The organism is Spirosoma sp. SC4-14 (assembly GCF_037201965.1).
GTDB lineage: Bacteria > Bacteroidota > Bacteroidia > Cytophagales > Spirosomataceae > Spirosoma.
In genome coordinates, this window is the sequence record NZ_CP147518.1 from 3947148 (window position 1) to 3961174 (window position 14027).

The 14027-nt window shown below is 49.0% G+C and carries 14 protein-coding genes; 2 read left to right on the top strand and 12 right to left on the bottom strand.

From position 1 onward, the window contains the following. Window positions 1–61: 61 nt before the first annotated feature. Complete coding sequence (locus tag WBJ53_RS16185) at window positions 62–463, top strand: hypothetical protein (RefSeq protein ID WP_338867939.1); 402 nt, start codon at window positions 62–64, stop codon at window positions 461–463. Here the strand turns inward: WBJ53_RS16185 and WBJ53_RS16190 are convergent. From WBJ53_RS16190 to WBJ53_RS16235, 10 genes are all read right to left on the bottom strand, one after another. Continuing rightward, a complete protein-coding gene (locus WBJ53_RS16190) occupies window positions 456–1907 on the bottom strand; it encodes a S41 family peptidase (RefSeq protein WP_338867941.1) in 1452 nt (483 codons plus the stop codon). The two genes, WBJ53_RS16185 and WBJ53_RS16190, sit on opposite strands and share 8 nt — an antisense overlap. Window positions 1908–2009: 102 nt before the next feature. Then, window positions 2010–2849, bottom strand: a complete 840-nt coding sequence (locus tag WBJ53_RS16195; protein WP_338867943.1) for a LytTR family DNA-binding domain-containing protein — start codon at window positions 2847–2849, stop codon at window positions 2010–2012. Continuing rightward, complete coding sequence (locus WBJ53_RS16200) at window positions 2830–3876, bottom strand: histidine kinase (RefSeq protein ID WP_338867944.1); 1047 nt, start codon at window positions 3874–3876, stop codon at window positions 2830–2832. Before WBJ53_RS16200 ends, WBJ53_RS16195 begins: the two co-directional genes overlap by 20 nt. A gap of 182 nt (window positions 3877–4058) precedes the next feature. After that, entirely contained in the window at window positions 4059–4775 is a 717-nt protein-coding gene (locus WBJ53_RS16205; protein WP_338867946.1) for a head GIN domain-containing protein, read from the bottom strand. A gap of 247 nt (window positions 4776–5022) precedes the next feature. After that, a complete protein-coding gene (locus WBJ53_RS16210; RefSeq protein ID WP_338867948.1) occupies window positions 5023–6936 on the bottom strand; it encodes an STN and carboxypeptidase regulatory-like domain-containing protein in 1914 nt (637 codons plus the stop codon). Window positions 6937–7099: 163 nt separating this feature from the next. Continuing rightward, complete coding sequence (locus WBJ53_RS16215; RefSeq protein WP_338867950.1) at window positions 7100–8185, bottom strand: FecR domain-containing protein; 1086 nt, start codon at window positions 8183–8185, stop codon at window positions 7100–7102. A 3-nt stretch (window positions 8186–8188) separates the two neighbouring features. Then, window positions 8189–8896, bottom strand: coding sequence for an RNA polymerase sigma-70 factor (locus tag WBJ53_RS16220; RefSeq protein WP_338867952.1), 708 nt, complete (start codon window positions 8894–8896; stop codon window positions 8189–8191). 96 nt (window positions 8897–8992) lie between these two features. Further along, a complete protein-coding gene (locus WBJ53_RS16225; protein ID WP_338867954.1) occupies window positions 8993–9253 on the bottom strand; it encodes a hypothetical protein in 261 nt (86 codons plus the stop codon). A 403-nt stretch (window positions 9254–9656) separates the two neighbouring features. Beyond that, window positions 9657–9965 (bottom strand): HigA family addiction module antitoxin, encoded by a 309-nt coding sequence (locus WBJ53_RS16230; RefSeq protein ID WP_338867956.1) that lies wholly within the window; start codon window positions 9963–9965, stop codon window positions 9657–9659. A 2-nt stretch (window positions 9966–9967) separates the two neighbouring features. After that, window positions 9968–10246 carry a type II toxin-antitoxin system RelE/ParE family toxin gene (locus WBJ53_RS16235; protein ID WP_338867958.1) on the bottom strand — a complete coding sequence of 93 codons (279 nt, stop codon included), beginning with the start codon at window positions 10244–10246 and terminating at the stop codon, window positions 9968–9970. 550 nt (window positions 10247–10796) lie between these two features. Here WBJ53_RS16235 and WBJ53_RS16240 point away from each other — a divergent pair. Continuing rightward, the gene (locus WBJ53_RS16240) at window positions 10797–11918 is read left to right on the top strand and encodes an IS110 family transposase (protein ID WP_338867960.1); all 1122 of its coding nucleotides are present in this window, start codon (window positions 10797–10799) and stop codon (window positions 11916–11918) included. 693 nt (window positions 11919–12611) lie between these two features. Here the strand turns inward: WBJ53_RS16240 and WBJ53_RS16245 are convergent. Together WBJ53_RS16245 and WBJ53_RS16250 are read right to left on the bottom strand one after the other, a co-directional pair. Beyond that, window positions 12612–13205 carry an IS5 family transposase gene (locus tag WBJ53_RS16245; protein ID WP_338867962.1) on the bottom strand — a complete coding sequence of 198 codons (594 nt, stop codon included), beginning with the start codon at window positions 13203–13205 and terminating at the stop codon, window positions 12612–12614. Between the two features lie 38 nt (window positions 13206–13243). Continuing rightward, the gene (locus tag WBJ53_RS16250; RefSeq protein ID WP_338867964.1) at window positions 13244–13861 is read right to left on the bottom strand and encodes a hypothetical protein; all 618 of its coding nucleotides are present in this window, start codon (window positions 13859–13861) and stop codon (window positions 13244–13246) included. Window positions 13862–14027 lie beyond the last annotated feature (166 nt).

The following is a 14027-nucleotide window of genomic DNA, read 5'->3' on the forward strand; positions in this document are numbered from 1 at the left end:
CTGCAAACATTTAGGCCGAAAATTACTTATATGAAGAAATGCCATATATCCTTGCCAGTCCATGAACGTTAACACCAGGTGGGTTGCATTACTCGATGAAGACCAGGACGATTTTCTGATACTAGCACAGGGTATCAATACCTGGGCTACCGGTATTGACTTAGTATGGTTTAAAAACTTCCTTCAATTTGAATCGGCTTTACAAACGCAGGAAACCCCTCCTTCATTGATCATTCTCAATGGAATTGCGCCATCGGGAACAGAATTTGAATGGGTGAAGCAGTTTAAAACGAGTTCTTCTTTCATCGAAATCCCAATAATTATTATGGTTGAAGATTACTGGGAAGCGCAAAAACAACGATACAAGACGCTGAATATTTCCGACTACGTGACAAAGCCCGTTGGGCAGACCGAATTGAAAACCCTGGTTGACAAAATCAGATCCTTTGTCCCGGTCATTTAGCGTCGCCCAGCGTACTGCCGGGAGTTCGAATCAACCCCAGTGTGTAGATCATGACCGGGTCTCGTTGATGCAGGATGTCATTAATCGTAGGCTCAAGGCTATGATCAGGAATAATTCCACGGTCGGTATACGGATAGGCCGACACATTGGCCATGTTAAAACCAAACATACCGATGCCCAGATCGATTTTCGAATTTGGGAGCTGTGTGATGGTAAAAATACCACTACTGTTCACTTTATAGCCTCCGCCCGTCTCCTGCCCAATAAAGAGCACATCACGGGCGCGCTCATTCCGATACGCGTGCAGGTGTGCGGCCAGTTCGGACGTAACCGAAAAACTTCCTCCATTGATCAGCACATACAATTTTCCGTTGAAGGCGTCCTTTTCCGGCTTCTGTAGTTTTAGTCCGCGATGTTTGGTAAACACATACCCATCGCCCTGTTTCTTAACCACCAGCCAGCGCATTTTCATATAAAGCGGTGAGGTCCAGGCAGGAAATGAAAATTTCTTTTTTTGCCGAACACTAATATGGTCGTAGTAACGGAAGGGCTTGTCGGACAGGTAGCGGGCCAGCAATACCCCCCACGACTCTTCGCCCCCTTCATTATTGCGCAGATCGAGAATCAGTTGTTGAATACCCTTCTGCTTTATTTCCCGGAACGATGTTTTCAGAAACATTTTGTAATCGGGGTCCTTTTTTTCGGCCCAGAAACGGTCGATGGTCATCACGGCCGTCTGCGCATCGGCATACGTGAGCCGAAACGGCGATTGTAGTGCTGGCTTATGTCCGTCGACGTAGGTTTTGATGGCCTGTTCTGAAACTGGCTTTAGGGTTGCCTTCTGCGTTTCATTACCAACCCGATACACAACCTCAAAAGCATCCGGCGTTTCGATAAAGGTGGCGTAATAGCCTGAAAAAAAGTGGTTAAGATCGCCGTATTTACCCCCAGTCCGGTTGCCATCGGCAAAGGTCATATTAGGCAAAAGCGTTCGAATAATAGCCGCTATGGGTTGTCCGTTGATGGTTAGAACTTCTGCCCCTTCGGGTACTTTTCCACCGCCATAATTGCCCTGTACCCAGGCTTTATCGTGCTGAAAATATAGTTTCAGCGGAAACAGTTTTTCGGTCGAAAACGGGTAATGTTCGTCGCGGCCCGAAACAATCCATTTGATGTGGCCATCGTGCAGAGCAACCAGCAGGGGCACCATTGTCACATAAAACTCCTGCTGCGTCATTGGTTGGTTCAGGCGGGCCGCCGTTGCCGTGAACAACGAATCGAAAACGGGTTTCGGCGTATACCGATACATCTCGGGATGCACTTCGTTGAGTGCCGTGCGCAAGCGGGCAAAATCGGTTTGTAGTTGTTCGGGCGAGAGCGTTTGCGCCACAAGTGGGCCATTCAGAAATGCCCCCAGCAGAGCTGCATAAACTGTTTTTTTCATTAGGTATAGCGTTGTCGTAACAACACAAAACTGGCCATAACCTCATCCCGCACCAATTGCCCAAACACCGAACAGTCTGAATTTAAGACTGAACTGTTAATTTCATTCACCTAACCATTGCTTAAACTCGCCCGCTTTTTCGCGGCTAACGATAACTTCCTCCTCAAAAGCAGGCCGAAGATTTACCTTAAGTTTTCCATTGAAATACAAATGCACCTTATCGACCGCCCCGAGCTCTGCGATAATCTGCCGGTTCAGACGAAAAAATCGCCGTGGATCGAGCATTTGCGCCAGTTCGTCAAGCGTATAGTCGAGCAGCCATTCCGAACTGTCGCGCGTTTTCAGGAACGACATTTTGTTGCGGGTCACGAAATAGGCAACTTCATCAATGCCAACCGAAAACAAGCGCTGCCCCTGTTTGATCATGAACCGGTCGCGATAGAATGGCGAAGGCGATTGCATTGTTGCCACGGGTGCAGGTAAATCAACGGGAGAGACTTCGCGCCATTGTTGAAGTAAACTCAGCAGCGATTGTTGCAGGGTGTCGGGCAAGACTCTTTCCTTCTGACCGGGCCCTGCCAGCGTCTGCCGCATGGCTTGTAGTTTCGCCAGTGCCTGCCGCAGATCTTCTTCCTTGATGGGTTTCAATAGATAATCGATACTGTTGACCCGAAAGGCTTTGATGGCATATTCGTCGTAGGCCGTTGTAAAAATAACGGGGCTTTTTACCGATACCCGCCCGAAAATATCGAAGCTCTGCCCATCGGCCAGTTCAATATCCATAAAGATCAGATCGGGCTGCGGATTCGTCCGAAGCCAGTCGACCGACTCGTCGACGCTCACCGTTGTTCCAACAATGGTGGCCGCTGGTTCCACATCGAGGAGTAGTCGCTGGAGCTTACGGGCTGTTAGTTCTTCGTCTTCAATGATGAGAATGGTCATAGCGGGTTTCCTGAATTAGCGGAATCATCACCTGAAAAGATTCGTCGGTCTGCTCAATCAAAACAGCTGGCTGCCCCATTAACTGATATTTGGCGGTAATATTGGCAAGCCCGGTTCGGTTCGAGGGAACTACATTCAGCTTTTTCCGAACCGAATTCCATACACAAAGTCGATGGTTCGTTTCGATAAAAACCCGAATCAGTAAAGGTCGATTAGGCAGGGCTGCATTATGCTTAACCGCATTTTCGACCAGCAACTGAAGCGTTAGCGGGGCAATCAGAAACGAATAATAACGACTATCGACCGCAATATCGAGTTCGACACTACGCCCAAACCGCATTTGTAGCAGGTGAAAATAGGCCCGAATGAACTGAAGCTCACTATCGAGGGAGGTCAGTGGCTGCTCGTTGGTCTGGAGCACATAGCGGTACACCAATGCCAGTTCTTCAATAAATCGCTCGGCCTGTTTTGGGTTTTCGGTCACCAGCGACGACAGGGTACTTAGGCTATTAAAGAGAAAATGCGGATTGATTTGCGCTTTGAGCGAATCGAGCTGACTTTGAAGCGCCTGTTTTTTAAGCTGTTCGGCTTCGTAATAGGTAGTCCACCACTGCCGGTAGAGATAGCGGGCTTCATAAATGGTTGCCAATGGCACCGTAAACAGAAAAGGAATCAGCACACTGAGCCAATATGCCCGCGCCGACATGGGGTATCCCCAAAAGGTAGTAACGTCGTAGAAGTACATGAAGGCCAGCCGCTGAACCAGTGTAGTCAGCGTAAACCAGGCCATCTGTTCCAGAATTCGCTGGGTTGTCTGACTTAGTTTGGGAAAATGCCGACGCGCCCGGATAATGCCCAGCCGTGCCACTTCCCAGATCAGTACACACTCCAGCAAACTCATTACCAACGCAACCCAACGACTAATGTGCCGGGCATCGTTGTCGGGTTGGTAGAAGATAAAATTCGAAACAATGGCAATGAGCGGAACGCCAGCCAGACGCAGCCACCGATCGTTTAGGTTTTCCATGCATCGGTAAATATATCACCAACGCTCCTAAACGGCCAGTAATCCGAGACCGAAGTGTCGGAAAAAGATACCAGACTGTAGCTATTACGGGCAGAGCCGATTTAAAATTTGTTTTACCGAAACGTCAACTCTGTGCTCTTTGCGCCGGGCCGAGGTTTCGGTAAAAAAATATGGGCGCATAGCTAATCGGTTTCAACCGTGCTGGCTCCACTTAACCGCTGGTGAATCGAGGGATTTCCCCGATAGCGCACATAACTGGCTCCGCTGGCATCGATATCCAGTGAATTGGATACGCTTACATGCGCTTTGCTGGCCCCCGACAGATTTAGATCGGCCTCGTTTACGGCATAACCAAAGCCCTGAAGAATCGACGCCCCTGACAATTCAGCCACAAGTGATCGACCCACTCCTCCCAATTGCAGATTCGATGCTCCCGTCAACAACAGCTTGACGCGGTCGGCCTGTACCTGAAACTGACCTTTCGACGCGCCCGACAGTTCAATATCCAGTTCGTTTAGTTTGTCAAAACCAGCAATCGACGACTGGCTGGCCCCTGAAAAGGCAACACCACGGATCGTGGGCATGGTAATGGTAAATGCTGTTTCGTACTGCCGATTGCGCGAATTACGGTAGCGGGCATATAACGTTCCATTGCGGGTATACACATCCAGATCGTCGAGATTCCGGCGGTCGCCCTCGGCCACAACCCGAAAATCAGTACCCGGCTGAACCGTTATCGTGAAGGCGCTACCCATATCGAGCCGGTCGAAATTAGCCAGCCCAAACGTTTGCTGATCGCCCTGATAGGGACCAATATCTTCGCGACGCCAGCCACAGGCACTTACTATAAAAACCAGAAATACAGTACAGATTAACTGAAAAAAAGAAAACCGTTTCATGTTCTTACAAATTATTGTTCAAGTATGAGCGGTAGACGCAGTAGCTGAGAAAGACTCATACAACTGCCCGCTCCGACCTAATGACAGCCAACTTAAGCGTTCCCCCTACGCCCCAACAACTTTTTTCAGACAAACCGGAACAATCCTCCCCCAGACCCGCCGAAAACCCGACTGGGCTGAGTGGTTAGCATTGCTCGTCAGCGATTGCATCGCTGACGAACGTGAGTAAGTGACAAATCACCAATGACTAATTTCCAAAGCGTAGCCCGGCCTGAAAACCGACCCAGCTCCAGTAGGTCATGGTGCCGTAGCGCGAGTAGCGATTGTTGTAGAGAGAAATAGCAGGCTGGGTCAAGGGTTTAGTCGTCTCGTCTTCGCTCATATACCAGTTGATCGACGGACCAAACGCCAGCGACAGGTGTTTGCTGAAACGGGTTTCGAGCAGGGCGCTCAACCGAAACTGCTGATTCCAGCCTGAATTATAATTCTGAAAATTGTAGTTCTGAAAGTAGAACAGATGATAGGTACTGCCTTCCAGATTGATCATCGTGGCTCGACTCAGGCTAAAACCGGTTCCCAGTCCGTAGCCAACGCTTAAGCGAGGGCTGTTTTCCCGATCAAAACTGTGCCCCGCCGAGAGGATATTATAAAACCGCTTGACGCCCGTCCGGTACGACAGATTGAGTAAATTCACTTCATCGCTTCCCACTTCGAAGCGTCGGTAGCCGCCTTTCTGCACGTGACTCAACAAACCGATGGGCACATTTCCGGCCGAATCGGCAATATTGATCAGGCCGATCTGATGCCCTCCGGTAATGCGTCGGGCCCGGTTCAGAATACCACTGATCTGCCACCCCCGCACATCCCCTCCGGCTACGTTGATCAATCCGGCTACCTGCACCCCATGTATTGACCGCCCGGCAATATTCATCAGGCCACCTAACTGTACCGTCGCCGGTTGTTCGCCCAGCGTCGCGTTGAACAAGCCGCCTACCTGGAAGCCCCGCATTTCGTTTAGATTGGCGTTAAACAGCCCCCCCAACTGAACACCCTGCATCGGCTTGAGATCGATGTTAAATAGTCCACCCGTCTGAACGCCATGAACATTGCCTCCAACCACGTTGAACCATCCGGCAAGCTGCGCACCAGTTACCTCCCGGCCCACAACGTTGCCCCAGCCAGCCACCTGAAACCCGCGAACATCGCCCCCAACAAGGTTCAGTAAACCACCCACTTCAAACGCCTGAACGCCAAACGAGTAACCCGCCAGCACGTTCACCGAATAGCGGTTGATAATGCGGCCACTCAGCCGGTGGTTGGTGCCGATATACGGCAGAAACGAAACCTGCCAGTCGCGGTAGAGCGTATCCCGATTGAGGTTTATATCGTGGACTGCCTGCTGGGCCGAAACGAATAGGTTGATCATGCCCAACCGCCCACGTTCGAGTAGCGACGGCCCCGCTGGTGGAGTTGAATCGGCCACCACGACGGGCATGGTTACCGGTACCGACGCTAGTGGCGCAACAGTTTGAGTCGTATCTTCTGACCGACGAATCGATAACGTTTCAACGGAAATTGGCTGGGGCATCGGCCGCAACCGAACGTTTACCGAATGCGTAAATTTCCCGCGTACCAGCACGGTTTCGCCCAGATACATCTGTTTCCGCACATCGAGCCGAATGGCAGGTAAATCAGTAGGGAGTTTGATACGGTAATAGCCAAATGGGTTGCTAACCGTAGAAGCCAGCGTTGTTTTTTCGAAAATACTGGCCTGTGCAATGCGTTCGCCGGTTTGTTCGTCCAGAATATAGCCATCCAGCAGCAGGCTCTTAGGCTCCGAATCGGTCTGCTCGGCACGCACCAGAATAACATGGTTTCCCCGCGATTTAAACGTCATCGTGGTCGAAAACACCTGCATGAGCACCTGACGCACCGGCACATTGGTCAGCCGAACCGAAACAACCGCATTTTTATCGAGCTGGCTCGGATTGTACGAAAACTCAAATTGTCCGGCTTTACTGATCTGCCGTAGGGCCTCTTCCAGGTGCTGATTCCGAATATCGACCGAAATAAGTCGTTCCAGCGGTGGCGTCGATTGCCCTACCACCGAACCTGAAGCGAGCAGGCATGAGAAAAAAAGAAAGTAACGAAGCAGTGTCATTGTACGGTAATTTTCAACCAGGACAGTTGAGCGGGCGTATACCCCTATTCGGTTTATGGTTTACGGTGTATAGTTGCTCCGCTATAGGGTGTATAGTTGCTCCGCTATAGTAAGATGTTCGCTAATAGGCAGAGCAACCATAAACCATAAACCGCAACCCCTCCTACTCGCAGCCCCTTCCCTCCAGAATCACCTGCTTGCCGACGTAGCGGACGTGGAGGCCGAGGGTTTCGGCGGTGATGGAGACTACCGCGTTCAGGGGTTCGTTGGTGAATCGGGTGGTCAGGCGGCAATTGCCCAGATTGCCATTGGCCAGTCGCACATCGGCATTATATACCTGATTGAGCGTTTGCACCACATCACGCAACGGCTCATTCTCGAAAACAAGCTGCCTGGTTTTATAGGCAAATACGTTCGGCGACAGTTGCAGCGACCGCCGGATGGTATCGCCTTTGGCCTCGAACGTAGCCTGTTGATTTCTGGTCAGTAGCACCGCTTTTCGCTTACTGGCAAATCGCACCTTACCGGTCCGAACGGCTACGCTCACATCGGCATCATAGGCCCGCACATTGAACGATGTGCCCAGCACCTGCACGGTTGTTTGCCGCGCCTGAATCCGAAACGGATGCTCAGGATCAGGTACTACGTCAAAAAAAGCTTCGCCCGTCAGCGCTACGTCTCGGGTATCGGTGTCAAAATGGGCCGGGTATTGCAGGGTCGAATTCCGATTCAGCAACACCTTCGTTCCGTCGGGCAAAATTCGTTCAACGGGCAGATTGGTCGTTCGAACCGTTAGTAATGGCTCGGCGGCTTTGGGCTGATTCAGGTACTGAAACGCCGACCAGCCAACGCCTAAAGCCACCACCAGAACAGCAGCGACTCGCCAGATGGTCCGGCTCCACAAGGGTTTGCTGACCGACGATTCAGTTTCTGGCATCGGCCTGACCTCCTGCGGCTGAATCGGCAGCGGTTTTATGATCGGGTCGGATTCTTTTGCGTCGGCCGGGCGGTTGTTCATTTTCTGCCGGACCGATTTCCAGGCCGCATCGGTATCGATGGGTTTCGAATCGACGGGCGTGGCCGTTTGCCAGATGCGCTCGAAAGCCGCAAAGTCATCCTGCGTAGGTTCGTTGGGTGCCGAATCCTGACTGGCCAGCCACTGCTGCACCCGCGCCGACTCGCCGGGGTCGGTTTCGCCCGCCAGAAATTTGGCCAGCAAAGCGTCGTTGATGGGTTGTTGGTCTGCCATGTCTTACGAATGAACAAGGAATAAAGTATACTGAGAAACAACCAGCGCCAGCAGCCAATCGGCATCGAGTCCCCAAAGTGCCTGATCGAGCATGCTTTTGGCACCAAACAGCACCAGCAACGCCACCGGCAGATAATCGCTCAATTCGGCCCGCAGCATACGGAGGGCTTTACCAATCTGATTTTCAACGGTTTTTATCGAAATGCCCAACTGATCGGCTATTTCCTGATACTTCAGTTCGTCGAACCGGCTCAGGGTAAACACCAGCCGACACTGTTCGGGCAGTTTCTGAATGGCGCGTTGCAACCGCTCGGCCAGCTCGTCGCCTAGAATGGCCTGCACCGGCGATTCTGCGGTGGTTTCGCCGGTATAGAGCGTATGTTGCCGGTGCTCTTCCCGAATGGCAAAATGCTTGATTCGGTTCAGGCAGCGGTTATGCACGGCCCGGAACAGATAAGATTTGAGGGAGATGGTAATCAGCAGGCCGTCGCGTTTTTCCCAGAACGACAAAAACATGGCCTGTACTTCTTCTTCGGCATCGTCGGCATCGGGCAGAAACTGCCGGGCATATCGGCACAGGGGCGCATAAAACTGCCGGAATACAGCCTCAAACACCCGTTCGTTGCCCTGCCGGATGGCCACTAAAACGTCCTCTTCAGTTGGTTGCACTGACTTGGGGGTATGGATGATCGGATGGGGCAAAGCTATCATTTTCGCTACAAAAACGCCTGGTCAGCCCTAAGACACCTAGTTATCGGTTACCCCCTACGCAACAGGAGAAAAAATTTTCGGTGGTTGGTTTACGGTTTATGGTTGGGGGTTTATGGTTGGAGGAGTCGTATTTATTCGTTTGGCGAACCTACCGATTTGAAGGTTAATTGAGCTATGCGGTGTTTTACCTTTCTTTCCTAATAGTCTGGCGGCTTGGCTGGCGTAAGCCTTATGTCCTTCAAAAGAGTAGATAGCCTGAAAGACAGCTAAATCTTCTGTTTTTGTAATCTCTTTATCTAACAGGACCTCAATAAATTGTTCTCTTGTTAGTGTGGACTTGTTGAACTTTATAGCCATACAGGGCGCGGAAATCAGGGCTTATTTTGTAATTCAATTCATAGTGTCTTTACCGGGGTGGTTATCGTGTCGACCGAAGCCGACTGACGAGCCAAAATCACCCTGTCACGGGACGTGTCCCTTGTCACTTGAGCCCCCACCCCTATGTTATCGGCTGTTGTATCCATCCTCCCCCCTGAATGTTGATGGTGGGCGAACTACCTGCCTGAACGACCGCAACTTTCACCTTTACACACCTGTTTGATGTATGCAATGTTTTTAACGTACTGATAATCAACAGGCAAAAACATTGCATTTGCCGGGGGTTTGTTCGCCAGAACACGGTGGTGGTTGGGCTGCCCGGCTTGGCCTTCGGAGGCCCGCTGCCTGTCACCCGGCAACTACCCCCATGCGGAGCGGAATATTATGCAGCTTGTAAACCACTCGCCTGATTGAAATGGCGAATGGCTGAACGGTTAACTTTGCGTTCAGCATGCCACAACTCGTAGTTCTTTTGTAAGTTGACCCAGAATTGGGCCGTGTTGCCAAACGCTTCCGACAATTTCACCGCCAACTCGGGACTGATACCAGCCCGCTCGTTGACAATAGCAGAAAGGTTAGCCCGAGCAACGCCCAGACCTTTAGCCACCTCCGTAATGGTCAGGTTGCGCTCTTTGATGTAGTCCTCCCGCAAAATCTCGCCGGGATGCACTGGGGGTAGGTTGCGTGTCATAATCAGTGGTAATCTACATAGTCAACATCGTACACATCACCGGCTTCAAAGCGAAAGATAATCCGGTGGTTGGGTGTCACAGTAATGGCCCAGAAGTCATCCAAATCGCCCGTAAGTTTATGGATGCCAGAGCCCATCTGCTGAATATCGCTGACAGAGGTTACGGCATCCAACTGGTCAAAGAGACGGTTAATCTTGCGCAGGTATTGAGCTGGTAATTTGGAACCATTGCCCGCTTCATAATACTGTTGAAGCTCTTTGTGTTTGAAGTTAACAATCATGGTTCGCTTTGTAACGTGTAATATTACACATTACAAATCAAAAAGAAAACAGCGTCTTATCAATTCGGTGTTTCTCGTGTCAACCGAGACCCCAAAATGGAAACCTAAAGCCGCTTAACCGAGGCTTTCAAACTGTCGCTCGAAACCCGCCCCGCTGACCGAATTGTCCCTGTCCCTAAGTACGCCCTGTCGACCGACACCAAAAATGAAAGAACGAAACTGCCCTTGCGAGCCGTGCGGCCTGTCGCTCGAAAGCGGGAATTTGAAGCACTTGCTTTTATGCGACACCCAACGCCTATATCTTCGCTTTTAGGTTTTGTACCTGAAAAAAGTGCAACTTCGGTAACGCCATTGGTGAGTAGAAAAAGCTTGAACCCAACGCAAATGCGTTCTTCTGGGACGACATAGATTGTGTGGCTTGGCCCTACTCACCACCCTTTCCACAGCTTGAACAGTACCCAATGACGTAGTTTCACTACGATCAAGAATTATATGCAAAATCAGGAAAGTGAATGGCTAAAACAAACGTTTCACCCTAAAAATCAAGCCGATGGACTCGGTAGTCAAAGTCGTCAAGTATGGGGTTGGTATCGACATGGGTAAAGATAAATTTCATGCCTGTATCAGTACCATTGATTCAACCCAGCGGATCAAGATTAAGGCCACCCACGCCTTCAACAATACAGCCACAGGGCTGACCGACTTCCACCGCTGGTGTGAGCATCATGGCAAGGAAAAGAGCCTGCCCGTTCATTACTTGATGGAAGCCACCGGGGTGTATTATGAGCAGTTAGCCCTCTCGCTTCACCAGCGCGGAGCGCATGTGATTGTGGTGTTACCCCAGAAAGCCAAACACTATTTGATGGCCCTGGGCATCAAAACCAAAACCGACGGGGTCGACGCTCAGGCACTAGCTATGATGGCCTGCCAACAAAGTTTAGACGCTTGGCACCCCATTAGCGAAGCCATGTACAAGTTGCGTCAGTTAACTCGCCAACAAATTGATTTGCAGGATCTTAAAACACAGATTGGCAATCAGCTAATGTGTTTGGAACTGGGTATGTACCAATCAAAAGAAGTTAGTAAGCAGATGAATAAACTCCTTGATGAGTTGGACAAACAGATCACTGAATGTGAGAAGTTGATTGCAAAAGCCGTCAATGACAACCCCGAATGGAAGCGTAAAGTCGAGCAGATTTGCGCTATCAAGGGGGTCGGTTTACTGACCGTGGCCAACCTGATTACTGAGACTAACGAATTTGATTTGTTCGAAAACCAGCGTCAATTAGTAAGCTATGCAGGCTATGATGTAGTAGCGAATCAAAGTGGTAAGCGGGTAGGCAAAACCCGGATCAGTAAACGGGGGAACGCTCGGATTCGCCGGGGTTTACACATGGCTTCGCTCATGGTGGTTCGCTATGAACAGAAGCCGTTTGTAGGCTTGTATGAACGGGTCTTTAAGCGAACCAAAGTGAAAATGAAAGGCTATGTGGCCGTGCAAAGAAAACTGCTGACGTTAATCTATGCTTTATGGAAAAAAGATGAAAAGTATCTTCTGGATTACGTAAACGAGGGGCAAAAAAAAGTAGCCCCAACAGAGGAGGCTACGCTGCATCGGCCACGGGTGGACGTGCTTGAGGAGGTAAATATAGGCAAGTTGGTCGAATCTTGAAATAATTATACCACTTTTCTTGTTTTTTAAGACAGTACCACGAAAGGGCTGATGGATGAAGAAGCTACTCACCTGAACACACAAACCTACGATCTTTACATCCTTTCCCTTGTTGGGCTGATTACCTGACCTCTGAGGCTTGCATCCTGTCGCACGAGCCACGCCCACCAAGAGCGAACCACAACGCATATTCAAATTTTTCTTTCAAAATTCTTCATCGAAGATGTCAAAGCCTCTTGGGATGCGTCGTCTTAAAAATCTTACTCCTGTCCATATGTACAAACATCCTGTTAATAAAATAGGAATGTTTTTAATAAAGAAGGTACGCTCCTTTGAGGGTGGGACGGTTAATTCTGAAGACCACTTTGGAAGTACGAATGGAAATCCAAGTATAAATACTCCTAAGATAGTACTGACTAAACCTATTGTATTTAATATTGTCCTTCTCTTTATTTTGGATTCTCCACTACTTCTTAGAACGTGTTGGGGAATTATGTTTGGTTGCCTAGTTCGATTCGCTGTAGCATAATCTGAATGTTAGCCAAGTACAACCAACTGACCGAAGAAGATAGCGTGTACTCATAATCTTTGACGATCCGTCGAAAGAAATTGGTCCAGGCGATACTCCGTTCGACGACCCAGCGCTTGGCTACTGGCACAAACCCGCGGGCGGATTCAGGCCGCGAAGCTTTTTCAAACCGGGACGCCGGAGCGTTCAATGCTCCACTCACCTAAGGCTTGGGCAAAGATTCCGTTGTAAGCTTGATCACCCAACACCTTTTCTAGTCGCTCACCGGCTGTCCAAAGTATATCTTTAATCAGCGGGACTGCTGCCGATCCATCACTATCCCCAGCTGAATGAACTTGGGCTACCCATAGACGACCTTGAGTGTCAACAACCAACTGACGTTTGCGGCCATTCACTCGCTTATAGACGTCTAATCCTCGGTACTCACAGATCATTGGACTCAGCTTAACGCTCTGTGAATCAATGCATAGTAGCGATGGGTATGCTTCTTTGCCAACTCGTTGACGGTCCATCTTATTGAGAGCCAAATTAATTTTCTCAAAGGTTCCATCAGATTTCCACTGATCAAAATAGTAATAAACCGCCTGCCAATGGGGCCAAGGGCCAGCTAGATTCCTCCATTGAGCACCCGAGCGCAACAACCAAAGAATGGCATTAATAATTTGCCGTAAATCATGCTGTCGTTTGCGTTTCAGGTTAAGAAAGGGCGAAATTGCGGCCCATTGAGAGTCGGTCAGAACACTGAACTGTTTAGTCACATCCTTGTTGCTTGGTCGCTACAAAGGTGACACGACTCTCAGCCTTTCTCAATTCCCCAACACGTTCTTAGAAAGTTTGAAAGATTAGGAAAGATAGAATTCAGCAAACTTTTACGTAATATTTTTTTTACCGATTTTATAGTACCAGTCAGTCTTACGTCGTCACTTGAGTTTCCTGTATGAGCTAATTGAATGACAATTCCCTCTTCAAAATCAAAAAAATCAAAATTGATTAAAATAGCCTTCCTATTACTATCTATTTTGACACTAAAATCGTTTGCGGGATTTTTTTGAAACAAAATCTCCGCATCAAGTATATCGTACTCTTCATCTATACAAATTTTAATAGGGTCGGCGTGGGCAACATCATTAAAAGATATTGTATCTCTGCCATCGTTCCAAAGTGCAATCTTTGTTAAAGATAAATTTTCAATTTTACTTCCAGCGTACATTATTTCAACAGTTTCAATCTTTTTTATACTTTCGCGGACCAAGTTGACGCTTCTTGCAATGTAGATTGGGACTTTGTTCTTCTTACTTTTAAAATAGAAATAAAAACTCAAGATTATTCCAATTATAGCCAGTAGCAAGGTTACTATATTGAAAGTAGGATTGCCATTAAACCAATTGTAAACGTCGCTAATTTCTTTATTCATTATTGGCTCTGCTTAGTCATTTATCATTTATGAGCTAAAATATCCAACTCACGAATCCCTTTGTCAAATGAGATGTTTTATTTTAAAATTTACAAAACTGGGCGTTTCCTGAAAGTAAAAGCTCAAACCTGCATAATTGGAGCATTCGCTCTGTCGCCCGAAAGCC